This window comes from Paraburkholderia sp. HC6.4b (assembly GCF_014200875.1).
GTDB classification, from domain to species: Bacteria; Pseudomonadota; Gammaproteobacteria; order Burkholderiales; family Burkholderiaceae; genus Paraburkholderia; species Paraburkholderia tuberum.
Map to the genome: position 1 here is coordinate 316,197 of NZ_JACHDC010000006.1, position 24,460 is coordinate 340,656.

General features: G+C 64.1%; 16 protein-coding genes and 2 pseudogenes. 8 read left to right on the forward strand and 10 right to left on the reverse strand.

All coding sequences use genetic code 11. The features are described from left to right. Window positions 1–282 precede the first annotated feature (282 nt). The 4 genes from HDG34_RS12090 (at window position 283) to HDG34_RS12105 (ending at window position 4,864) form a co-directional block, all read left to right on the forward strand. Window positions 283–2,007 (forward strand): phospholipase C, encoded by a 1,725-nt coding sequence (locus tag HDG34_RS12090; protein WP_184060265.1) that lies wholly within the window; start codon window positions 283–285, stop codon window positions 2,005–2,007. A 163-nt stretch (window positions 2,008–2,170) separates the two neighbouring features. Beyond that, the gene (locus HDG34_RS12095) at window positions 2,171–3,616 is read left to right on the forward strand and encodes a cytochrome-c peroxidase (RefSeq protein WP_184060267.1); all 1,446 of its coding nucleotides are present in this window, start codon (window positions 2,171–2,173) and stop codon (window positions 3,614–3,616) included. Window positions 3,617–3,714: 98 nt separating this feature from the next. Next, the gene (locus HDG34_RS12100) at window positions 3,715–4,401 is read left to right on the forward strand and encodes an HAD family phosphatase (RefSeq protein ID WP_184060269.1); all 687 of its coding nucleotides are present in this window, start codon (window positions 3,715–3,717) and stop codon (window positions 4,399–4,401) included. Between the two features lie 208 nt (window positions 4,402–4,609). Then, window positions 4,610–4,864 carry a hypothetical protein gene (locus tag HDG34_RS12105; protein WP_090805865.1) on the forward strand — a complete coding sequence of 85 codons (255 nt, stop codon included), beginning with the start codon at window positions 4,610–4,612 and terminating at the stop codon, window positions 4,862–4,864. A 220-nt stretch (window positions 4,865–5,084) separates the two neighbouring features. On the opposite strand, the gene HDG34_RS12110 is transcribed toward HDG34_RS12105, so the two are convergent. The 5 genes and pseudogenes from HDG34_RS12110 to HDG34_RS12130 form a co-directional block, all read right to left on the reverse strand. Further along, window positions 5,085–6,515 carry a mannose-1-phosphate guanylyltransferase/mannose-6-phosphate isomerase gene (locus tag HDG34_RS12110; protein WP_184060271.1) on the reverse strand — a complete coding sequence of 477 codons (1,431 nt, stop codon included), beginning with the start codon at window positions 6,513–6,515 and terminating at the stop codon, window positions 5,085–5,087. Between the two features lie 25 nt (window positions 6,516–6,540). After that, window positions 6,541–7,323: an N-acetyltransferase gene (locus tag HDG34_RS12115; protein ID WP_260321129.1), complete on the reverse strand. Its 783-nt coding sequence runs from the start codon at window positions 7,321–7,323 to the stop codon at window positions 6,541–6,543. Between the two features lie 35 nt (window positions 7,324–7,358). After that, on the reverse strand, window positions 7,359–8,696 hold the full coding sequence (locus HDG34_RS12120; protein WP_184060273.1) for an aminotransferase class I/II-fold pyridoxal phosphate-dependent enzyme: 1,338 nt from the start codon (window positions 8,694–8,696) through the stop codon (window positions 7,359–7,361). Between the two features lie 23 nt (window positions 8,697–8,719). After that, on the reverse strand, window positions 8,720–9,634 hold the full coding sequence (locus tag HDG34_RS12125) for a UDP-3-O-acyl N-acetylglycosamine deacetylase (protein WP_184060275.1): 915 nt from the start codon (window positions 9,632–9,634) through the stop codon (window positions 8,720–8,722). Next, a pseudogene (locus HDG34_RS12130) lies at window positions 9,634–12,645 on the reverse strand (SDR family NAD(P)-dependent oxidoreductase); the annotation flags it as partial. The pseudogene HDG34_RS12130 and the gene HDG34_RS12125, both read right to left, overlap by 1 nt. Between HDG34_RS12130 and HDG34_RS12135 the strand changes: the two are divergent. Continuing rightward, a pseudogene (locus tag HDG34_RS12135) lies at window positions 12,632–13,201 on the forward strand (capsular biosynthesis protein); the annotation flags it as partial. The pseudogenes HDG34_RS12130 and HDG34_RS12135 sit on opposite strands and share 14 nt — an antisense overlap. A gap of 93 nt (window positions 13,202–13,294) precedes the next feature. Here HDG34_RS12135 and cyoD read toward each other — a convergent pair. The 5 genes from cyoD to HDG34_RS12160 all read right to left on the reverse strand — a co-directional run bounded on the left by cyoD (window position 13,295) and on the right by HDG34_RS12160 (window position 19,105). Next, window positions 13,295–13,636, reverse strand: a complete 342-nt coding sequence (gene cyoD, locus HDG34_RS12140) for a cytochrome o ubiquinol oxidase subunit IV (RefSeq protein ID WP_090805900.1) — start codon at window positions 13,634–13,636, stop codon at window positions 13,295–13,297. Continuing rightward, window positions 13,637–14,242 (reverse strand): cytochrome o ubiquinol oxidase subunit III, encoded by a 606-nt coding sequence (cyoC, locus tag HDG34_RS12145; RefSeq protein WP_018425052.1) that lies wholly within the window; start codon window positions 14,240–14,242, stop codon window positions 13,637–13,639. After that, window positions 14,242–16,263 (reverse strand): cytochrome o ubiquinol oxidase subunit I, encoded by a 2,022-nt coding sequence (gene cyoB / locus HDG34_RS12150; protein WP_184060277.1) that lies wholly within the window; start codon window positions 16,261–16,263, stop codon window positions 14,242–14,244. Before cyoB ends, cyoC begins: the two co-directional genes overlap by 1 nt. Before the next feature lie 3 nt (window positions 16,264–16,266). Further along, on the reverse strand, window positions 16,267–17,157 hold the full coding sequence (cyoA, locus tag HDG34_RS12155; protein WP_184060279.1) for a ubiquinol oxidase subunit II: 891 nt from the start codon (window positions 17,155–17,157) through the stop codon (window positions 16,267–16,269). 391 nt (window positions 17,158–17,548) lie between these two features. Beyond that, window positions 17,549–19,105, reverse strand: coding sequence for an NADH-quinone oxidoreductase subunit M (locus HDG34_RS12160; protein WP_184060281.1), 1,557 nt, complete (start codon window positions 19,103–19,105; stop codon window positions 17,549–17,551). Window positions 19,106–19,791: 686 nt separating this feature from the next. Between HDG34_RS12160 and HDG34_RS12165 the strand changes: the two genes are divergently transcribed. Genes HDG34_RS12165 through HDG34_RS12175 form a run of 3 tightly spaced genes read left to right on the forward strand, consistent with a single transcriptional unit; the run spans window position 19,792 to window position 24,351 of the window. After that, a complete protein-coding gene (locus HDG34_RS12165; RefSeq protein ID WP_184060283.1) occupies window positions 19,792–20,523 on the forward strand; it encodes an ABC transporter ATP-binding protein in 732 nt (243 codons plus the stop codon). Continuing rightward, on the forward strand, window positions 20,513–23,092 hold the full coding sequence (locus HDG34_RS12170) for an FtsX-like permease family protein (RefSeq protein ID WP_184060285.1): 2,580 nt from the start codon (window positions 20,513–20,515) through the stop codon (window positions 23,090–23,092). The genes HDG34_RS12165 and HDG34_RS12170 overlap by 11 nt, the downstream gene beginning before the upstream one ends. Then, window positions 23,092–24,351: a lipocalin-like domain-containing protein gene (locus HDG34_RS12175; protein ID WP_409259327.1), complete on the forward strand. Its 1,260-nt coding sequence runs from the start codon at window positions 23,092–23,094 to the stop codon at window positions 24,349–24,351. The genes HDG34_RS12170 and HDG34_RS12175 overlap by 1 nt, the downstream gene beginning before the upstream one ends. The last annotated feature ends 109 nt before the right edge of the window (window positions 24,352–24,460 follow it).

The following is a 24,460-nucleotide window of genomic DNA, read 5'->3' on the forward strand; positions in this document are numbered from 1 at the left end:
TCTCCCTTCAAGGCTGGAACAAGTCGGCGCCCAGGACGGCCCCGTTTCTACTTGAACGCGGCAGCGGAAGAAATCCGTCGCGCTATTGGCAAAAAAGCACGAATACAGTCGGGCTCACGAAAGGCAATAGTCGGCGTATTGCCCGAAAACTTTCATTTTTTGATGGTCCAATGCCCGGGCTGCAATCAATGGCGTCGGCCGTTACGCTTCTAACAACAATTTCCAGCACCGTTCATACCTATCGATGGAAGGGCTGGACCGCGAATGTGGAGCCACCAAAAAATGTTTCGTAAAGCCCTTTTGCCCATTCCGTTTGCCGCCGCACTGTTCGTGCTGAGCGCATGCGGAAACAGCAGCGTCAGCTCTCCTTCGACTGCATCCGCGCCGGCCTCCACACCGGCTGCTACCGTATCCGCCCAGGACGCGTTGGCCACGGCAACGCCGATCAAGCACCTCGTCGTGATCTTCGGTGAGAATCGTTCTTTCGATCACTACTTCGGCACCTATCCGAACGCGCAGAACCCGGTCGGTGAACCGGCGTTCACGGCGGCGAACACGCCGGCCCAGATCAACAATCTGAATCAGAATTCGCTTCTGACGAGCAACCCGAACTTCCTGAACACGGCGAACAACGCGGCCTCCGCAGGCAGCGGTATCAATCCGTTCCGCCTCGACCGCAGCCAGGCCAATACCAACGGCCAGTCGCACGACTACATGAAGGAACAGCTCGCTTACGACAATGGCGCGGCGGACCTGTTCCCCAAGTACACGGGTAACAACAGCGCCGGCAGCGGTTCGACGTTCGGCACGCCGGGTCTCGTGATGGGTTATTTCGACGGCAACACGGTCACCGCGCTGTGGAATTACGCGCAGAACTTCGCGATGAGCGACAACATGTACACCGACACGTACGGTCCGTCGACACCGGGCGCGCTCGAGGTGGTTTCCGGCCAGACCAACGGCGCTGTTCCTGCGAACGGTGCCGCTCAAGGCGACAACGTGATCGCCGACGGCGCGGGCAGCTTCACGATGAACGGCGATTCCGACCCGACCGGGGACGTGTGCAACACCTCGACGTCGAGCGGCCAGGCCACGCTGAGCTCGAATAACAAAAACATCGGTGACCTCCTCAACGCGAAAGGCATTACGTGGGGCGGCTTCATGGGCGGCTTCGACCTGAGCGCCACCAACTCGAACGGCACCACGGCGTGCAAGCGCAGTACCTACTCGTCGGTCCTCGGCGCAACGAAGACGGACTACGTACCTCACCACAACTGGTTCCAGTACTACGCTACGACGGCCAACCTGGCGCACACGCGCCCGACGTCGACCGCGCTGATTGGACAGACCGACCCGCTCGATTCGACGGCGACGCCGGTGCACCATCAATACGACGTCAACGACTTCTTCACGGCCGTCTCGGCGGGCAACTTCCCGTCGGTCAGCTACCTGAAGGCACCGGCCGTCGGCGATGCGCACCCGGGCAACTCGGATCCGATCGACGAGCAGGCGTTCGTCACGAAGGTCGTCAACTTCCTGCAACAACAGCCGGACTGGAAGAACACCGCCGTCATCATCACGTACGACGATTCGGATGGCTGGTACGACCACGCTTATGCGACGCCGACGACTTCGTCGTTTGACGCCACCGCCGACCAGCTGAACGGCGCCGGCACCTGCAACGCAACGGGCGCGAAGCAAGGCGTCGGCGTGACAGGCGCGGCTGTCAACGGCCGTTGCGGCCCGGGAACGCGTATTCCGCTTCTGGTGATCTCGCCGTACGCACGTAGCAACTACGTCGACCACACGGCGATCACTCAGGCTTCGGTTGTCAGGTTCATCGAAGACAACTGGCTCGGCGGCACCCGCATCGGCAACGGATCGCACGATGCGGCGACGGGGAGCATCGCGTCGCTGTTCGACTTCACCAACGGTGGCAAAACGCCGGCGTTGTACCTCGACACGAACCTTGGCACCAAGCTGTCGGCTCCTCCTGCAACGAACTAAGGAGCCACCCGTTTATCCGTCCGTTCTGCCGCACAGGGAAGTACGCGGTGTGACGTTCAGGGAACGGAGCTGTTGATGCCCGTCAATCAGTGATGACGTCGAGCCAGCCGGTACGGTGGCTCGACGTGCTTGTTTGCAGTTCAGCTTGCCTACCGCTATCGCCATGAATCGTCGTTCGAACGCCACCTTGTCTTCACAACTACCCACCGCAAGCGCCCCGTCCCCTCGCGCCGCGAGCAGCACGTGGCGTCGCCTGATCCTCCGGATAGTGCTGGGCATCGTGCTGCTAGGCGCCGCTCTGGTTGGCTACGCGCTGATCTATCCCGAGCGTATGCCCGCGGCGATCGGCGATACGGTCGAGAATCTGACGGGCCTCAACGCCCATCCGGTCAAGCTCCTGCGTCCCCCCGTCGCGCCCCTTAGCGCGGTCGCGGTACTCGGCAGGGACCTGTTCAATGATCCGTCGCTTTCGGCGTCGGGCAAACAGTCGTGCGCGTCGTGCCACAGCGCCGCGCACGCTTTCTCGCCTCCCAACGACCTGACGGTACAACCGGGCGGCCTTCACATGACGGAAGCGGGCTATCGGCCTGTGCCATCGCTCGCGTACCTGTATCGCCAGGCGCCGTTCAGCATCGGTCCCGATCAGGGCGATACCGACGCCGCACCGGTCAGCCTCGATACGCAGGCCTCGGCCGCGCTAGGCGTGCAGCGCGCCCAGAAAACCGCGGGCGTTGCGCCTGCCGCGCCGGCTATGGTGCCGCAAGGGGGACTCTTCTGGGACGGCCGGGCAAGCACGCTGCAGGACCAGGCGCTTGGGCCGCTGACCAACCCGGTCGAGATGGCGAACCCCGACCTGGCTTCGGTTGCCGACAAGCTAAGGCACTCGAAGCACATCGATACACTCAGACAACTTTTCGGTCCGCACGTCGTCAACGATCCCGATCTGCTCGTGTCGGAAGCCATGTTCGCGATCGGTCGGTATGAATTCGAAGACCCGGCGTTCCATCCATTCTCGAGCAAATACGACGCCTGGCTCGAAGGACGTGCACGCCTCACGCAAGCCGAACTACGTGGCTTGCGTCTGTTCAACGACAAGGACAAGGCCAATTGCGCGGGTTGCCACCTGAGCCAGCCGACGTCGGACGGCCTTCCACCTCTCTTTACCGACACGCAGTATGAAGCGCTCGGCGTGCCGCGCAATCGCGAACTTGCGCCGAACAGGAATCCGAAGTTCTACGACATGGGCATTTGTGGGCCCTTCCGGACCGACATGGCCAGGCAGACGCAGTATTGCGGCATGTTCCTGACGCCGACGCTGCGCAATGCCGCCGAACGCAAGACGTTCTTCCACAATGGCGTGTATCACGACCTCAAGCAGGTGCTGGACTTCTACAACCTGCGCAATACGTCGCCGGACAGAATCTATCCGCGCGATGCGTCGGGCAAGGTGCAGAAGTACGACGATCTGCCGCCGCAATACCATGCGAACGTGGATGTGGCCGATGCGCCGTTCGACCGCAAGTTCGGCGACCAGCCCGCGATGACCGATCAAGACATCCAGGACATCATCGCGTTCATGAAGACGCTGAGCGACGGGTACAAGGACTGAGCAGCCGCGCTGGACGCCGCCGCTGCAGCTTCCAGGCTGCGGCACGCGGCCCGGTGCGGTATCCTTGCCGGTCCGCGACCTTATCCCTACCCTCCCCGATGGCCGATTTTCCTTTCGACGCCGTGCTCTTCGACTGCGACGGCGTGCTCGTCGATTCCGAACCCATCACGAACCGCGTGCTCACCGAGATGCTCGGCGAGCTCGGCTGGCATTTGAGCGTCGAAGAGACGATGCGCATTTTCGTCGGCAAGATGGTCAGGGACGAAGCCGCATTGATCGAGGCGCGCACCGGCTTCGCGATCACGGCCGGGTGGCTGGCGCAGTTCCGCGCGCGTCGCAACGTGGCGCTCGACAATGAGTTGCGCGCGATCGACGGCGCGCCTTTCGCGGTCCGCGCGCTGCAGCAGAGGTTGAATGGACGCATCGCGGTGGCGTCGGGCGCGGATCGCATCAAGATCGAATTGCAGCTCGTGAAGGCCGGCATCCTCGACTGCTTCGACGGACGCATCTTCAGCGGCCACGAAACGCCGCGCAGCAAGCCGTTTCCCGACGTCTACCTCGCCGCGGCCGCGGCACTCGGCGTCGAGCCGACACGCTGTGCGGTCATCGAGGATACGGTGACGGGCGCGACCGCGGGCGTCGCGGCCGGCGCGACGGTATTCGGCTATTGCCCGACGCACCTCGGCCATAGCAGCGCGACCGCGTTGCATGGCGCGGGCGCGGTGCACGTGTTCAGGGAGATGGCCGAGCTACCGGCGTTGCTCGCGGGATGGGGCACGCGCTGATCGACCGACGTGTTGGCGGTTGAACGACACCGGCTTGCCGCAAGTTGGCCAACGCCGATCAGTTTTCGACTGCGCAGATCCGGTCGATCAGCGCTCGACCCAGCACAGACGTTGAATCCCGCCGCATGGCATGGTGCGTGCAACTGGAACGACCGGGCGCAAAGCATTTGCGCGCTCGATACCCATCCAACGTTGCCGGAGATTCATCATGTCGAACTTGACCCTTGCCGACCTGTCGCGCTGCGACGACCTCGACCACGCAGCTGCACAGTCCGTGCGCGGCGGCCACTCGTGTTTCCCGCACGAATACCCGCCTTCGTGTTACGGCGAAAAACCGCCGGTTCGCGGCCCGTCGTACTACAACCCGCCCTCCTACAACCCCTGCCAGCCCGTGCATTACGGCTGCGGGCCGGTCTACACCCCGGTCTGCCATCCGGAGCCGGTCAAGATCGTGCCGCTGTAAGCACGAGGCCCAGCGCCGTTGCGTACGACGGCGCAATCATGCATGGGTTGCGGCCCGGGTTGGTACGATCGGGCCGCATCGCGCGCTTCATGCTCTTTTTCGAAGGTCCCTTCGCGTGCGGTAAGTCGGGTTCCGGATGCGCTCACGCAAATGAAAGAAGCCACCGGTCCTTCGACCAGTGGCCTTTGAAACACGTCGCCGAGGCTAAACGTCGACGGCGTTAAACCTTCGCCACACGCCCGTACGTATCCTCGAACCGCACGATGTCATCCTCGCCGAGATACGCGCCCGACTGCACCTCGATCAACTCGAGCGGAATCTTGCCGGGGTTCAGCAGCCGGTGCGTGACGCCGAGCGGAATGTAGGTCGACTGATTTTCGGTCAGCATGATTTCCTTGTCGCCGTTCGTCACGAGCGCGGTGCCCTTCACGACGATCCAGTGCTCCGCGCGATGATGATGCATCTGCAGACTCAGCTGCGCGCCCGGATTGACGACGATGCGTTTGACCTGGAAGCGCTCGCCGCTATCGATGCCTTCATACGACCCCCACGGCCGCACCACGCGACGATGCGTGACCGACTCGTGACGCCCCATCGCATTGAGCTGCGCGACGATCTTCTTCACGTCCTGCGCCTGATCCCGATGCGCGACCAGCACCGCGTCCGCGGTCTCGACGATCACGATGTTCTCGAGCCCGATCGCCGCCACCAGCCGATGCTCGGCGCGAATGTACGAGTTGCTGACCGCTTCGGTCAGCACGTCGCCGATCAGCGCGTTGTTCTGCGCATCTCGCTCGGCGATGTCCGCGAGCGCGGTCCACGAACCGATGTCGTTCCAGCCAAGATCGGCGACCGCGACGACGGCCGCGCGCTGGGTCTTCTCCATCACCGCGTGGTCGACGGAAATGTTCGGGCAGGCGGCGAACGCCTCGGCATCGAGACGCACGAAATCGTAGTCCTGCTGCGCGTTCTGCAGTGACAGCTCGGCCTGACGCGCGATCTCCGGCTCGTAGCGGCGCAGCTCGTCCATATACGTCGACGCCTTCAGCATGAACATGCCGCTATTCCAGTAGTAACGGCCTTCGTTGATGAAGCGCTGAGCGGTCGCGGCATCGGGCTTCTCGACGAACGAGTCGACCGCGAACGTCTGCGTGCCGTCGATCAGCGCCGCGCCCGCGCGGATGTAACCGTAGCCGGTATGCGGCTCGGTCGGCGCGATGCCGAACGTGACCAGATGCCCGTCTTTCGCGATCTGTGCTGCCGCTTCGACCGCCTTCACGAACGCGGCCTCGCCGGCGATCACGTGATCGGACGGCAGCACCAGCAGCAACGCGTCGGGCGCGTCGCGCAACGCGAGCAATGCCGCCACGGCGATGGCCGGCGCCGTGTTACGGCTCGCCGTTTCCAGCACGATGCGCGACGAACCCACGTCGACCTGGCGCAGTTGCTCGGCGACAAGAAAACGCTGCTCCTTGTTCGTGACGACGATCGGCACGGTCACATCATCGATGCCGTGCAGGCGCAACGCGGTTTGCTGGACTAGCGTGTGTTCGCCGGTCAGTGCCAGATACTGCTTCGGGTAGCCGCCACGCGACATCGGCCACAGTCGTGTGCCGCTGCCGCCGCAAAGAATTACGGGATGGATGTGCATATTTCAGGTCCTTGTTTGTGTCTTATCAATCGACTGCATCGTGCATCTGCGTCTTGCTTGCGTCGTACGTTGCTGGCCGTCTTTTTTTCCGCGCCACTTGTTGCTTGCCAAGCCACTCCATTCGCACCGACTTGAGCTCGCGCGGCAAGCGCGCCGAAAGCGGCGCGCGGCGCGGCAATTCGACGAAGCCGAGACGCCGGTACAGCGCGTATGCGCGCTTGTTGCTCACCAACACGTCGAGCACGAGCTGTTGCCGATCGTGTTCGCCATGCGCCGCGCGAGTCTGCGAATTCATCAACTCCCGGGCGCGCATCGCATCCGCAAACAGTGCGCTGAAAACGCCCGTGCCGCGCAGGCGCTGATGCGTCGCGCAGTGGGCGATCAGCGTCTGCGACGACTTCGGTGCCGGCAACTCGCTTTCGAGCACAAGGCCGCGCAACAGCATGCGAACCGTGCGGCGCAGGCCGAAGAACAGCAGCAGCATCAGCGCGACATGCGGATCGTCGAACCATGTGTTGCGTCCGTCATGGAGCGCTAGCACCGCGACCGGCTGGTCGCCTTCAGTCACGGCCACACGGTGGCGTCGATACGAAAAGCGCCCGAGCTTCGATGCAAACGCAAACGCGAGAAACTCGGTGCACGCATCGGCTGGCTCGCCGAGAAAGAAACCGAATTCGCGCATGCCCGATGCGAACACGAGCGGCGCGCACGCTTCGGCATCGTCTGCGCGCGCGGCACGACAGCGCAGCGCGACCGGTTCGGGTTCGCGATCGGGCGAATCCGCGCGCGCAGGATCTACGGCATACATGACAGGCTGCCCTGTGTTTGATTGTTGCGGTGTGGTTAGCGAGCGATGCGCCTGAGCGCGACGATCGTGCGGCTGATCTGTTCGGGTTCATGCGTCGAGCAGATGAAAAAGCGCAGGCGCGCCGCCTTTTCCTCGACGGCCGGATAGAAAATCGGCTGCACGTTGATGCCTTCGGCGAACATCGCGTTCGCCCATTGCGCGGCCTTCAGCGTGCTGCCGGAAATGATCGGCACGACTGCATACCCCGCGCTCTTGCCGGTATCGAGACCGGCGGCACGCGCCTCGTCGATGAACTGCCGCCCGTGTGCGCGCAAGCGCGCGACCCGCTCGGGTTCGGCGATCAGACGCTCGAGCGCCGCGAGCGACGCCGCCGCCAACGCAGGCGCGAGCCCCACGCTATACAGGAAGCCCGGCGCGAGGTGCCGCAGGATATCGATCAACGCCTGCGTGCCGGCGATAAACCCGCCGCAACCGGCCAGCGTTTTGCTCAGCGTACCCATCCAGATATCGACGTCGCCGCTCGCCACGCCGCAATGCTCGCGCACGCCCTTGCCGCGCTCGCCGAGCACGCCGAGCGAATGCGCCTCGTCGACCATCAAGAACGCCGCATGACGGCGCTTGATGTCGACGAATTGCGCGAGATCGGGAACGTCGCCGTCCATGCTGTACAGGCCTTCGATCGCGATCAGCACGCGCCGGTAGTCGTGCCGCACGCGCGCGAGCAGTGCGTCGAGCGCCTGCCAGTCGTTGTGCGCAAAGCTCAGCCGTTTGGCGCCGCTCAATTGCGCGCCCTGCACGATGCTGTTATGCGCGAGCGAGTCGTGCACGATCAGGTCGCCAGGACCGAACAGCGAGCCGATCACGGTCACATTGGTCGCGTGGCCGCTGACGAACACGACGCAATCGTCGACCTCGTAGAACGACGCGAGCGCCGTTTCGAGTTCGCGCTGCACGGGCCGCTCGCCCGCCACCATGCGGCTCGCGGACGCCGACGTGCCATAGCGGTCGATCGCCTCTTTCGACCGCGCACATACGTGCGGATCGCCGGCGAGGCCGAGATAGTTGTAGTTCGCGTAGTTAAGATACTCGGCGCCGCCGATGCGCGTCGTCGCGCCGGCCACGCCTTCATGCACGCGAAAGAACGGCGATTGAACCTGCAGCTTGTCGCCCATCTGCCGCAGGATCTCGACCTGCTGATAACCCGGCATGCTTTCGAAGCTGCACAGCTCGGCGCGCGCGGCGTCCTGCGCCGCGCGAGTGCCGCTCGCCGCGAGCGGCGCGCCCGGCTCGCGCGCCTCGTCGGACACGCGCTCCAGTTGCCTCATCAACGCCTTCGCGGCGAGTTGCTGGCGAAGGTGATCACCCAGTCCCATAGTGTTTCGCTAATCCTGTACGTTCAGCTCGCGAATTCCGCCCATTCCCACGCGTCGCGATCCGCGAGCAGCGCGGCGACGAGCCGGTAGTTCATTTCGTGACTCGGCCGCAACGCGCTCACGCGGCCCAGCAATGGCGCACCGGCCATCGCCATGTCGCCGACCAGATCGAGCACGCGGTGCCGCACGAACTCGTCGGGCACGCGCATGCCGCCGAGCACCCGATTGCCGACGATCGCCGCCGTGCACGACAGGCGCGCGCCGCGCAGAATCGGCGTGCCGCGCACGTAGCCCGCCGCGATCGCCGGGATCGCCCACTTGACGCGTCCATAGGAGCGCGACGGCGCGATCTCGCCGGCAAAGCTCGCCGGCGTCAGCGCGCCGTCCCAGCGCAATTCGCCGAAGCCCTTCAGATCGTTGCGCACACTCAATTCATAGGCGGCTGCCGGTTCGATCGACATGCTGCGTTCGTCGCGCGTGCCGGCGCCGTCGGCAATCTTCACGGGCCGCAGCACGCGAATGAAGCGCTTCGCATGCGGTAGCTCGATGCGTCCGCACGCGCGAATCTCGTCGAGCCAAGGTTGCGCGCTGCCGTCGAGAATTGGCACTTCCTCGGCATCGAGCTCGATCGTCGCGCGATCGATTTCGCACGTTAGCAGCGAAGCCAGCAGATGTTCGACCGTGCGCACGCGCACGCCATCGGCCGATTCGAGCATCGTGCACAGCGGCTGCCCGCGCCGCAACGCGGGACTCACCGCGAATTCGGCCAGCACGCGACCCTGCTGCATGCGCCTGAACACGATGCCGCGCGGACTGTTGGCCGTGCCCGGCAGGATCCGCACGTTCACGCGCCGGCCCGTGTGCAAGCCGTGACCGCTCACCGTCAGCACGCGTGCGAGCGTCCCCTCCCGATGACTCCAGCCCGCGGGCGCGCGCATTAGACGGGCTCCGTCGCGCTCGACTGAGCGGACAGCGCATCCGCCACGTCGGCCAGCGCGTTGGCACCCACATCGAGCGCATGTTGCGCGGCGACTGCCGCGACCTGCGCCGCCATCTGCGCGGCGGCGCCGTTCGGCTCCGCAGCCTCATCGTGCGTCTGGATCGACTCGACGATCCGTTGCGCGAGCGAATGCACGGTCGCGCCTTCGGCCATCGTCATGATCGACAGCTTGACCTCGAAGCGCTCTTCGACGGCCATGCCGAGTTCCATGCCCATCAGCGAATCCATGCCCATGTCGAGAATCGAGCGGCCGGTTTCGATCTTCTCCGGCGACATGTGCAGAATGCGCGCGATCTGCGCCTGCAGCGTCTCCTCGACCAATCGCTGCGCATCGTCGAACGCCATCGCCGCGATCTGCTCGCGCATCTGCACGCTGCCCTGAGGCGCCGGTTCGTGACTGCCGCGCGTCTGCAGCTCGGTATAGCGATGCGCGCGCGCCGCCGGCATGCCGAGCGCTAGGGCGTGCCAATCGAGCCGCACCACCGCCTCGCCCGCATGCATCGCGACGAGCGCGCGTTCGAGCGCGGCCATCGCTTCGGCCGAGCTGATCGACACACCGCCGATCCGCGCCTGCAGCGCTTCACGTGTTTCCGCGTTGCGCGCGAGGAAGCCGACGTCGTCGAGCGGACCCCATGCCATGCAGGTGCCCGGCAAACCGGCCGCGCGCCGCTGCGCGATCAGCGCTTCGAGGAAGCTGTTCGCCGCGACGTAGCTCGATTGCCCCGGATTGCCGAGAAAGGTCGTCGCCGACGAATAGAGCACGAAGAAATCGAGCGCCAGGTCGCGCGTCGAGCGATGCAGGTTCCACGCACCCGCCACCTTCGGCGCGAGCACGGCGGCAAAGCGCTCGTCGTCGAGATTGCGCACGAGACCGTCGTCGATCGCCATCGCCGAATGCAGCACGCCCTTCAACGGCGTGCCGCGTTGCGCGAGGTCGGCGAGCAACGCATCGAGCGCGGCCGCGTCGGTCACGTCGCAGGCGACCGTGCGCACTTCGGTGCCGTTGCTTGCGCGCCAGCGTGCGGTTTCTTCGGCCAGTTCGGGCGCGAGCGAGCCGGAGCGGCTCGCGAGCACCAGATGACGCGCGCCGCGCGACATCATCCAGCGTGCACTCGCAAAGCCAAGCCCGCCCGTGCCGCCGACGATCAGATACGCGGCCGCCGGATCGAGTCGCAGCGTCGCGCTGGCTTGCGCCGAACGCGCGGGGCTCGGCGTGCCGGCCGGATACGTGACCAGAATCTTGCCGATCTGCCGCGCCTGCTGCATATGGCGGAACGCTTCCTCGACGCGCTCGGCCGGGAACGCGCGATACGGCAGCGGATGCAGCACACCGTCCGCGAACAGCCGCATCACGTCTTCGAACAGACGCGCGGTCAGCCCCGGCAACGCGCTCATCAACTGGTCCGCATCGATGCCGAAATAGCTGATGTTGTTACGGAACGGCCGCAAGCCGATGCGGCTGTTTTCATAGAAATCGCGCTTGCCGAGTTCGAGGAAACGACCGAACGGACGCAGCGTATCGATGCTGCGCACCATCGCTTCGCCGGCCAGCGAATTGAGCACGATGTCGATGCCGGCGCCTTGCGTGCGCTCGCGGATTTGATCGGCGAATGCGAGGCTGCGCGAATCGAGCACATGATCGGCGCCGAGCAGACGCACGAACTCGCGCTTCTCGCGGCTGCCCGCGGTCGCGAACACTTCCGCGCCGAGATGCCGCGCGAGCTGGATCGCCGCGATCCCGACGCCGCCCGCCGCGCCGTGCACGAGCACCCGTTCGCCACGGCGCAGACGCGCGAGCTCGCACAGCGCGTAGTACGCGGTGAAGAACGTCGTCGGCACGGTCGCCGCTTCCTCGAACGTCAGACGCGCGGGCTTGTGCGCAATCGCTTCCGCTTTCGTGCGCACTCGGCTCGCGAACGACGCCGGCGCGAAGCCGAGCACCGCATCGCCCGCCGCGAAACGCTGCACGTCGCGGCCGACGCGTACGACGCGCCCGGACAGCTCCATGCCGACCGTCGCGCCCGCGAAGCCGTTTTCGACGGCCTCGTCGGACAGCAGGCCCATCGCGTACATCACGTCGCGGAAATTGAGGCCCGTCGCGGCCGGTTCGATCTCGACCTCATCCGCAGCGAGCTCGCTCTGCGGCAGCGGGAACCATTCGAGGTTGCGCAACGAACCCGGCGACGCGAAACCGAGCACCGCCGCTTCGTTGCGCGCACGCAGCGGCTCGGCCGCGATGTCGCGCAGCGCCGCGTTCGAGGTGGGCAGCATACGCGTCACGTAGCGGCCGCGCGGCGTCAGCAGCACTTCTTCCTCGCCGTCGGACGCAAGCAGTTCGCGCGCGAGCAACGCGCCCGCGTCCGCTTGCGTCGCGCACACATCGATCAGACGGCACGATAGTTCGGGATGCTCGTTGGCCAGCACGCGCACGAGCCCCCACAGCGCGCCCTGCTCGGGACGCAGAGACGCGGCATCGACGAACGGCGTCGCGACCGGCGCGCCGCCGCGCGTGACGATCCACAGTTGCGGGCGCATTTCGTTCGACGCCACCGCGAGGTCGCGCACGAGCTGTGCGAGCGCGAGCGTGGTCTGCCGCTGCGCGTGCATCACTTCGGCGCCGTCCGCGTCGGCGGACAACGGCTGATCGGGCGCAACGAACACCACGTGATGCGCGATGTGCTGCCCACCCCCGGCCGGCGCGGCCAGCTTGCTCATATCGTGACGCAATGCCTGAAGCGTCGTGCTCGACGTCGTGTGGCCGGCGGATCGCAGCGCTGTGCTCAGCGTGTCGTCGATCGCGTCGGACGTCGCGTACAGCAACGACCAATGCGCAGGCGACGTGCTCGCCTGAATCGCGCCCGCCGCATCTTCAAGCGGCGCCCGCGCTACCAGCAGCGTCGGCGCGCCTTCGAGATCGAGCCCCTGCTCCGTATGGCGCGCAATCGGCACCGCCGATGCGCTGCTGCGCGAAGTCCGCCGCCTGCGGCCCGACGCATTCGTCGTCTACAAACCGCATCCCGACGTACTATCAGGCAATCGCAATGGTCTGATCGACGCGCAGCAACTCGCCGACGTCGTCGATACCGAAGCGGACCTGCTGTCGCTCGTCGATGCGGCGGATGAAGTTCACACGCTATCGTCGCTCGCGGGCTTCGACGCGCTGTTGCGCGGCAAAGCGGTGTTCACCTACGGGCTGCCGTTCTACGCGGGCTGGGGACTCACCCACGACGCGCTCGCGCCGCTGCCGTGGCGTCATCGCACATTGACGCTCGACATGCTGTGCGCGGGCGTGCTGCTGCGCTATCCACTGTACTTCGATTGGAAAACCCGTCTCTTCACGACCCCGGAAGCCGTGGTCGAACAACTCGCACCACAAGCCGCACGGCCGCTCGAAAAAGTACGCGGCAACCGGATGCGGCCGCTTCTCAAAGCTTTTCGCTGGAGCCGCAATGCAATTCGCCACGCCATATGGCGCCTTCAGCAAAAGCGCGCGCCACGAGCATAGTAAAAAAACAAACCGTCCAGACAAAACAAACGCCCCGCAATATCGAAATCTTGCGGGGCTTTTTTCCGAGGCTGACGCTAAAGCGTTATCCGCTTAGCGCGACATCATATTCATGCTGACGTTATGCAACACCCACAACGTCCCGCCAACCACGATAACAGCGGTCAGCACGGTGAACGCAAACGCCGTCACGTTCCAGCGCTGCGACGACGACGTGTTCATGTGCAGGAAAAACACCAGATGCACGAGGATCTGCACGAACGCGAGACCCGCGATCGCGAGCAACGCGCTCTGGCCCGTCAACGTGCCGGTCATCACGATCGCGAAGGCCGCGACGGTCAGAATGACGGAGAGCACGAAGCCCGCCGTATAGCTGCCGAAGCTGCCGTGACCGCCTTCCGAGTGTGCGCCATGGGCGCTATGACTATGGTCCATTTAGATCACGCTCGCAAGATAGACAAAGGTGAAAACGCCGATCCACACGACGTCGAGGAAGTGCCAGAAAAGGCTCAGGCACGTCAGACGGATCATGTCGCGTTCGGTCAGGTCGCGATGACGCATCACCTGCAGCGCCAGCACGACCATCCAGATCAGGCCGAACGTCACGTGCAGGCCGTGCGTGCCGACCAGCGTGAAGAACGACGACAGGAACGCGCTGCGGCTCGGACCCGCGCCTTCGGCGATCAGGTGCGAGAACTCGCGCATTTCCAGCACGAGGAACGCGAGGCCCAGCAGGAACGTCACGCCGAGCCAGCCGAGCAGCACGCCCTTGCGGTTCTTGTGCGCGCCGAGCATCGCGAAGCCGTACGTGATACTCGAGAGCAGCAGCATCGTCGTTTCAAGTGCGACGCCCGGAATCTCGAACAGGTCCTTGCCGCTCGGACCGCCCGCGAACTGGTGGCTCATCACCGCGAACACCGCGAACAGCGCCGCGAAGATGATGCAGTCGGTCATCAGGTACAGCCAGAAACCGAACACCGAGTGCGACGGCACATGGTCCGGCGCGAGTTGCGGCTCAACCGCAATTGTCTTCTGTAACATCAGTCCACCTCCAGCGCGACCTGCTTGCCGGCGCTTGCGCCGACACCGGCCACGGCACCAGCACCGCCGTTGCGATTCTCTTCAATCAGCGCAACAGTGTCGGCAGGAATGTAATAGCCGTCGTTGTCCATGAAGCTGTAGATGATCACGGTGGCGATCGCGCCGACCGCGCCAACGATCGCAAGCCACCAGATGTGCCACACACCGGCAAAACCGAGCACCAGCGAGAACAGACCCACCAACAGACCCGCGGACGTATTCGACGGCATGTGAATGTCGCGATACGCCGGCACTTTCACACCGCCCTTGCGCGACTTCATTTCGGTGAACGCGTCGAGCGAGCGGACGTCCGGGATGTGCGCGAAGTTATAAGCCGGCGGCGGCGAACTCGTCGCCCATTCCAGCGTATGACCGTCCCACGGATCGCCCGTGAGGTCGCGGTTTTCCTTCAGGTTGCGATCGCGGATGCTGACGACCAGTTGCAGCAGTTGGCAAGCGATACCGATCGCGATCAGCACCGCGCCGCACGCGGCGGCGATCAGCCACGGATGCCAGGTCGGGTTGTCGTAGTGGTTCAGACGGCGCGTCATGCCCATGAAGCCGAGCACGTACAGCGGCGTGAACGCAACCCAGAAGCCGATCTGCCAGAACCAGAACGCGGCCTTGCCGAGCTTCTCGTTCAGCTTGAAGCCGAACGCCTTCGGGAACCAGTAGTTGAAGCCGGCCAGATAGCCGAACAGCACGCCACCGATAATTACGTTATGGAAGTGAGCGATCAGGAACAGGCTGTTGTGCAGCATGAAGTCCGCGCCCGGAATCGCCATCATCACGCCGGTCATACCGCCGATCGTGAAAGTGATGATGAAGCCGATCGTCCACAAAACCGGCGTCGTGAATTGCAGACGGCCCTTGTAGATCGTGAACAGCCAGTTGAACACTTTGACGCCAGTCGGGATCGAGATGATCATCGTCGCGATACCGAAGAACGCATTGACGTCCGCGCCGGAACCCATCGTGAAGAAGTGGTGCAACCACACGAGGAACGACAGCACCATGATCGCGCAGGTCGCCCACACCATCGTCTTGTAGCCGAACAGCGGCTTTTTAGCGAAGGTCGCGACGACTTCCGAGAAGATACCGAACGCCGGCAGGATCAGGATGTACACCTCGGGGTGACCCCATGCCCAGATCAGGTTCAGGTACAGCATCGCGTTGCCGCCGGCATCGTTCGTGAAGAAGTGCATGCCGAGGTAACGGTCCAGACCGAGCAGCGCGAGCGTGACGGTCAGGATCGGGAACGACGCCATGATCAGCACGTTGGTGCACAGCGCGGTCCACGTGAACACCGGCATCTTCATGAACGACATGCCCGGCGCGCGCATCTTCACGATGGTCACGAAGAAGTTCACCCCGGTCAGCAACGTGCCGATACCGGAGAGCTGCAAGCTCCACAGGTAGTAGTCGACGCCGACGCCGGGGCTGAACTGCAATTCGGACAGCGGCGGATAAGCGAGCCAGCCCGTCTGCGCGAATTCACCGATCACCAGCGAGATATTGATCAGGATCGCGCTGATTGCCGTCATCCAGAAGCTCAGCGAGTTGATGAACGGGAACGCGACGTCGCGTGCGCCGATCTGCAGGGGCACGATGAGGTTCATCAGACCGACCATGAACGCCATCGCCATGAAGAAGATCATGATGACGCCGTGCGCGGTGAAGATCTGGTCGTAGTGATGCGGCGGCAAAAAGCCCGGGGCCAGGTACGACAGCGCCAGTTGCATACGCATCATGATCGCGTCGGCGAAGCCGCGCAGCAGCATGATGAAGGCAATGACGATATACATGACACCGATCTTCTTGTGGTCGACCGAGGTCAACCATTCGGCCCACAAGTAGCGCCATTTGCCGAAATACGTGATTGCGCCGAGCACGGCCAGCGCAGCGAGAATCATCCCCGCGCCCGCCGTAACGATGATTGGCTCGTGATACGGGATCGCATCGAGCGTTAGTTTTCCGAACATGCGTTACCCCTTAGGCGCACAGTTAGCGTCCTTGTTGTCGAGGACGTTGCCGTTGTTGTAGCGGGCGATGATGTTGTTGAACAGCTTCGGATCGACCGTCGAAAAGTACCGCACCGGGTCCTTTTCGCTCGGCTCGGACACCGCGTGATAGCGGTCCATGTCGAGACGATCCGACGAAGCGCGAACCTTGGCGACCCACGCGTTGAAGTCTTCAGGAGAGCTGGCGAGCGTGCGGAACTTCATGTCCGAGAAGCCCTTGCCGCTGAAGTTTGCCGAGGTGCCCGCGTAGTCGCCGGCGTGATCGGCGATCAGGTGCAGGCGCGTCTGCATGCCCGCCATCGCGTAGATCTGGCCGCCCAGCTGCGGGATGAAGAACGAGTTCATCACCGTGTCCGACGTGATCCGGAAGTTCACCGGCGTGCCGACCGGGATCGCGAGCTGGTTCACCGACGCGATGCCGAGGTCCGGATAGATGAAGAGCCACTTCCAATCGAGCGCGACGACTTCGACGTTGATCGGCTTGACCTGCGATTCGAGCGGGCGATACGGATCGAGCTCATGCGTCGTCCGCCACGTCAACACTGCGAGGAACAGAATGATCAAAGTCGGAATCGTCCAGACGACGACTTCAACCGCGGTGGAATGCGTCCACCCTGGCTGGTAGTCGGCGTTCCTGTTCGATGCGCGGTAACGCCACGCGAAAAACAGTGTCATCAGAATCACCGGCACCACGACGATCAGCATGGCCCACACCGAAGTCGCGATCAGATCACGCTCCGCGAGTCCCACACTCCCCTTCGGATTCAGAATATCGAGGTTGCTGCAACCCGAAAGCAGCAACATGAGGCTGGCGGAAATGAAACTTGCCGGCCTTCTCAGCGTCCGTCCTTTCATATCCACTGCCTCGTTTTTTTGACTTCAACGAACGTCATTCGACGGCTCTCCATTAATAAGCGCTCGCATAATAGGGGGGCATCGGGTGCTAATAAACACTCGATTTAGCAACGAACTATTGCGTCGCGACGCAGTGCGACACGTTGCCGCATCTCCCCGCGCACCCTATTCACCAGCGTCGTTTGCGACGCTTCGAAACGAAGCATCGAAAAGCTGACGCATCGCAAAAGTCCCCTGAAATAAGCGCTAAAAATCGCTGGACGCGCAGCGGTTTTCGACGTACTGCAACACGCATGCATTCACAAAGGGATTGATAACGACGCGCAAAAGCGCAAGAGCGTCGCCGCATCCTGACGCGCGGATGCGACAACGACTCTTGCGCTCTGTTCTTTCAACCCGGAGTCTGCGTGGCGACGGGAACCGGTCCGGGCGCCGCTGCCTGCAGATGCTCGCCGCCCTCCGTCGGCACGGAGTCCGACGGCAGCGCCGAGCGTTCCGATTGCGCGAGCAGCGTGGCGACCGACGGATCGATCGCATCGGTAAACGGCTTCGGGTCGAGACCGATCGCGAGCACCAGCAGCGCCAACGCACCGAGCAGCGCGAACTCGCGCTTGCCGAGGTCCTTCAGCTTCGCGACGCGCGCGTTGGCAATCGCACCGAAGATCACGCGCTTGTACATCCACAGCGTGTAGGCCGCGCTCAGAATCAGGGTGGTCGCGGCGATCGCACCGATCCAGAAGTTGAAGCGGATCGCGCCCATCAGCACCATGAATTCGCCGACGAAACCCGACGTGCCCGGCAGACCGATGTTGGCCATCGAGAACAGCATCACGAAAGCGGCAAAGCGCGGCATCGTGTTGGCGACGCCGCCGTATTCGGCGATCGACGCGGATTTCGTGCGGTCGTAGAGCATGCCGGTGCACAACAGCATCGCGCCGGACACCACGCCGTACGAGATCATCTGCACGATTGCGCCGGACTGGCCGAAGCGGTTGAAAACGAACAGACCGAGCGTGACGAGGCCCATATGCGCGACCGTCGAATACGCGAGCAGGCGGCGCATGTCGGTCTGCACGAGTGCGAGCAGGCTCGAATAGATCACCGCGACGAGCGACAGCGTGATCATCATCGGCGCGAAGAAATGGCTCGCTTGCGGCGCGATCGGCAGCGCGAAACGCAGCAGACCGTAACCGCCGATCTTCAGCATGCCGATCATCACCGCGGCGCCCGTCGGGCCGTCGAGGTGCACGTCGGGCAGCCACGTGTGCAGCGGCCACATCGGCACCTTCACGCCGAACGCGGCAAGGAAGCCGAGGAAGATCAGCGCCTGCGGCACCATGTCGAGGTGCGCTTCGCGCCACACGGCGAGGTCGAAGCTGTGCGTCAGGCTATACAGATAGAGCAGCGACATCAGCATCATCAGCGAGCCGAGGAACGACACGAAGAAGAACTTCACCGCCGCGTACGTGCGGTTCTTGTGACCGTAGGTGCCGATCAGCAGATACAGCGGGATCAGCGTCGCCTCGAACGCAATGAAGAACATCATGCCGTCGAGGGACGTGAACACACCCTGCATGAAGCCCGACAGCATCAGGAACGCGCCGAAGTATTGCGCGGTGCGCTGCGTGATCGACTCCCACGATGCGATCACGATGATGATCGTCGTCAGCGCGGTCAGCGCGACGAGCCACAGCGAAATCCCGTCGATTCCCACATGCCATGCGATATCGAACGTCGGCGACCAGCGGACGTTCTCGACGAACTGCATCGAGGTCACGTCGTTACGGAAACTCGTCACGAGCGGGATCACCGGCAAGAAACCCGCCACCGCGCCGATCAGCGCGAGCCAGCGTGTGCGATTACGCGCCGCGTCCGACCCGGCGCGCAGAACCACGAACCCGGCGACGATGGGGATCCAGATGAGAAGACTTAGGAGAGGCAATGGCATGTGCTCTGTCAAAACTTGAAGTACAAAACGCCGCGTCAACGCCCCCTGAAACAAGCAGACATTGAAATGGAAATGTAAGTTGGAGTTCGCTGAAATTGACGCGTGGAGCGGTTTCCCGCTACACGTTTACCCGCAGCCGACTGACCAAGGGTGGGAGATTACCAAGATAAGAATAATTTTGCATCGCAACAGCCGCGAAATCCTCGCCACAATACATTGTTGCGACGTGGGCGCTTGCAAAATGCATCGAAATGTGCGTTTGCACATTGTTACAAAGACGTTGTTAGGCCTTGGCAGTTTGGCAGCAAAAGCTGGCAATTAGCCGGAGGTTGGCCGCTGTTAGACATTCGCTGTTTACGGGGCTGGTTCGACTGGAACGGATCGTGCTGTCGAATGCTTTTTGACGGCCGCGGACGAGCGGCAACCAAACAAAAATTTGCCTCGTCGGCGATAAAAAAATTTTTGTACGAGCGGTCTAAACCGACCGACGAGGAGGTCCCCAGCGGTGCCGCGCGCCTCGATCAAGGTGCGCTGAAAATGTTCCACTCCAGGCGCACGAATCTTCCGTTTTCCTTACACGGACCAGCGCCGCGCCATGGTAACTGCTGCAGAAACTCGCGCGGCGAGGCACACTCAATTCGCGCAGCGGGCTCCCCTCGCCCGACTCCTTTTCCGGACCTCCTCGCATGGCGCTTCGTGACGACGTCGTACCCGCACTCGAATGCCGCGGCCTCAGCAAGCGGTACGGCACCGGCCGCATCGTGCTCGCGCGGCTCGACTTCACACTCGCTGCGGGCGAGTTCGTCGCGATCATGGGCGACTCGGGCGTCGGCAAGTCGACATTGCTCAACCTGGTCGCCGGGCTCGACCGCGCCGATAGCGGCAGCGTGCTAATCGACGGACGCCCGGTCGAACAACTCGACGACAACGCCGCGACGAGACTGCGGCGCCAGAAGCTCGGCTTCGTGTTCCAGGCGTTTCACGTGCTGCCGCATCTGACGCTCGCGCAGAACGTCGCGCTGCCGCTGCTGCTCAATGATCTACCGACGGCCGCCGCGCTCGACATGCTCGCGGCGGTCGGCCTCGGCGGACGCGGCGACGACTTTCCGCGTGATCTGTCCGGCGGCGAATTGCAGCGTGTAGCCATTGCACGCGCACTCGTGCATCGTCCGACGCTGCTTCTCGCCGACGAACCGACCGGCAACCTCGACCCTGCCACCGCGCGCGACGTGCTCGGCCTGTTCCGCGCGCAATGCAAGGCGACCGGCGCGGCGACGATCATGGTCACGCATTCCGAGGCCGCGGCCGCCGTGGCGGACCGCGTGTTGATCCTCAGCGACGGCGACTTGCATGGCGCGCGCGATAAGGCCGCGAACGTCGCGCACGCCGCGGCCCGCTCGACCCACCATGGCCGTTGACCTTCGTCCACTGCCGCGCGCGCCGGGATATCGTGTTCTCGCGCGCTGGCTGATGGTCGCGGAATGGCGCAGTCATCGCGGACGCGCACTCGTCGCCATCGCGACGATCGCGCTAGGCGTCGCGCTCGGCTACGCGGTGCAATTGATCAACAGCGCCGCCTTCAACGAATTCTCGGCGGCCGCGCGCAGTCTGTCAGGCGAAGCAGATCTGCAGGTGCGCGGCGCGCAGCCTTTCGTCGACGAGTCCCTCTATCCGCGACTCGCCAACGAACCGGGCGTGGTGCTGGCGAGTCCCGTGCTCGCGCTCGACGTCGCGGTGCCGGGCCGCACCGGTGCACTGCCCGTTCTCGGCATCGACGTCTTCAAGGCGAGGTCGATCACGCCCGATCTGATCGGCGTGCCCTCGCCTGATCGCCCGTTCGACACGCTCGCCTCCGATGCGATATTTCTGTCGACGGCCGCGCAGCAATGGCTGAACGTCAAGACCGGCGACGACGTCACGCTACGCCGCGGTACGTCGGATCTGCATCTGCGCGTCGCGGGCGGGCTCGTGCGCACGCGGCCGGGTCAACGGCTCGCGGTGATGGACATCGCCGCCGCGCAATGGCGATTCGGCAAGGTGGGCAAGCTGACGCGCGTTGACGTGCAACTCGCACGCGGCGTCGATCGGCAACGCTTCAAACGCGATCTGCAACAGCAGCTCGGCAGCACATGGGTAGTCGCCGAGACGCGCGACACCGAGAGCCGCACCGATCGCCTGTCGCGTGCTTACCGGATCAACATGAACGTGCTCGCGCTGGTCGCGCTGTTCACGGGCGCGTTCCTCGTGTTTTCGACTCAGGCACTCGGTGTCGTGCGACGCCGATCGCAATTCGCGATGCTGCGCGTGCTCGGGCTCACGCGAGCTCAGCTATTGCGGCAGATCCTGCTTGAAGGCGCGCTGCTCGGGTTGCTCGGCTCGTTGTGTGGACTTGCGCTCGGCTACGCGATGGCCAGCGGTGCGCTGCGCTTCTTCGGCAGCGATCTCGGCGGCGGCTATTTTCCGGGGGTGCAACCGCGAGTCGGCTTCGAGCCGCTCGCGAGCGCGGTGTTTCTCGCGCTCGGGGTCGCGGTGTCGGTGTTGGGCAGCGTAGCGCCCGCCATCGACGCGGCGCGCGCACGGCCTGCCCCGGCACTCAAGGCCGGTGCCGAGGAAAGCGCATTGGCGCGGCTCGCCACGCCGTGGCCGGCGTTCGGCTGTTTGCTGGCGGCCGCCGCGCTGACGCGCGTGCCGCCGTGGTTCGATGCGCCGATCGCCGGTTATCTGGCGGTCGCGTTGCTGCTCGTCGGCGGCATTGCGCTGATGCCGCGCGTGACCGCGCTGATATTCGGCGCGGCAGGCCGCGCGCGCGGCACGCGACGCCGCGCGGGCGCGACGGGCACGCTCGCGATTGCGCGTCTCGCGAATGCGCCGGGGCAGGCGTCGATCGCGATGGGCGGCGTGCTGTCGAGCTTCGCGCTGATCGTCGCGATGGCGATCATGGTGGCCAGCTTCCGCGTGTCTGTCGACGACTGGATCACGCATCTGCTGTCCGCCGATCTGTATGTGCGCGTAGCGTCGGGCGGCAATAGCGGCGACAGTGGCGGCTTGCGGCCCGACGAACAGACGCGCATCGCGACGGTGCCCGGCATCGGCAACGCCGCGTTCGCGCGCATTACACATCTGACGCTCGATCCCGCGCGCCCGGACGTCGCGCTGCTCGCCCGCGAAATCGACGCGACCGATCCGGGCGCGACTCTGCAGATGACCGGCGCGGTGCTGCCGCCGTCCGCGCTTCGCGCCGGCGACATACCTATTTGGGTCTCCGAAGCAATGATCGACCTGTATGGGTATGAGTTAGGTCAACGTGTGCGGTTGTCGCTCGGCGAGCATGGCCAGACGTTCGTCGTAGCCGGCGTCTGGCGCGACTACGCGCGACAGAGCGGCGCGATCCAGATACGGCTTGCCGATTATCGGCGGCTGACCGGCGACTCCACCGCAACCGATGTCGCCGTGACCGTCGAGCCGGGCGTGACTGTCGAACGCGTCGTCGCAAGTTTGAAGGCGCTGCCGTTCGGCGCTTCGCTCGAGGTGTCGCAACCGGGCGAGATCCGTGCGCGCACGCTGGTGATCTTCGATCGCAGTTTCGCGGTCACGTATCTGCTCGAGGCGGTGGCGATCGTGATCGGATTGTTCGGCGTCGCAGCGACGTTTTCCGCGCAGACGCTCGCGCGCGCCCGTGAGTTCGGGATGTTGCGCCACGTCGGCGTGACGCGCGCGCAGATTCTCGCGATCCTCGCTTCGGAGGGCGGTCTGCTCACCGCATGCGGCATTGCGCTCGGTTTCGCGCTTGGTTTCGCGATCAGCCTGATTCTCGTGTTCGTCGTCAATCCGCAGTCGTTTCACTGGAGCATGTCGCTGCATGTACCGTGGTTAGTGCTTGGCACAGTCGCGTTGGTAATGCTGGTGCTGTCGTGTACGACGGCGGTGGTCGCGGGACGCGGCGCGGTGTCGGTGGATGCAGTGCGCGCGGTGAAGGAGGACTGGTGATGCCAGTTGCGCGGCGTGCGTGTGAAATGCGGTTGATCCGGGATAGCGCGGCCATTCGCGAGGTTTGCTCTGCGCTTGATGGCTGCGCGACGTGCATCGCGCGCCGACACGGCGGGTCACCTCCGCGGCGCCTTCAGCTTTTTTTCCGAGGGCTACTTTGGATTGGCATCGCCGCTGTGTCGCCCTCTTTCGCCGCTAGTAGCGACTCCACTGGATCCACCCCGGTCGCCTTCGCGGCAGTCACGCCAGACCATCCGATCTCGTTTCCGCGGGACAGCGGTGCTCATCCGGCTTTCCGCACCGAATGGTGGTACGCGACAGGCTGGCTCACGACGCCCGACAACCGACCGCTCGGATTCCAGATCACGTTCTTCCGTACGGCGACTGGTCACGATGCCGCCGATCCAAGCGATTTCGCCCCGTCGCAACTGATCATCGCGCACGCTGCGCTGAGCGATCCGGCCATCGGACACCTCGTTCACGATCAACGCATCGCTCGGCAGGGTCTCGGGCTCGCCTACGCGAAGACCGCCAACACCGACGTCAAACTCGACGCCTGGAAAATGATTCGCGCCGCGGACGGCCACTACGACGTCACCGCCGATGCAAGTGGATTCTCGCTACACCTCCAACTCACGCCAGCGCAGCCTCCGCTGATTCAGGGCGAGCGCGGTTACTCGCGCAAAGGACCGCGGCCCGAACAGACGAGCTATTACTACAGCGAACCGCAACTCCGCGTGACGGGCACTGTGGTGCGCCCAGCCGGAGGTGAAAACGACACGATGCGCGATGCAGCAGTGACGGGGACCGCATGGCTCGATCACGAGTGGTCGAGCACGTTGCTCGACGCCAATGCGGTCGGGTGGGATTGGCTCGGCGCCAATTTGACGGACGGCTCGGCGCTAATGGCATTCAAGATCCGCAACCGCGACGGACATGCAATATGGGCCCACGCGACGCTTCGCAGACCCGATGGTCAGGTAACGAATTTCAACCCCGGTGAAGTCGACTTCACGCCGCGTCGCATGTGGCGCTCGCCGCACACGAATACTTCGTATCCGGTCTCGATGACGGTTAGAGCGGGAACGCTGACATGGCAACTCGATCCGCTGATGGACGATCAGGAACTCGACTCACGACAGTCGACCGGTGCCGTGTATTGGGAAGGCGCGGTACGGGTGAGTCAACAAAATGCGGATGTAGGGCGAGCCTATCTGGAACTGACGGGTTACGCGGATGCGTTGCGGATCGGAAAGTAGTGAAGCGCGCAAAGTTGGCCGCGTAAACGCAAAAACCCCACCGCGGCGGGTGGGGTTTCTGACTGGGGGGGAGCCTGACGATTACCTACTTTCACACGGGCAATCCGCA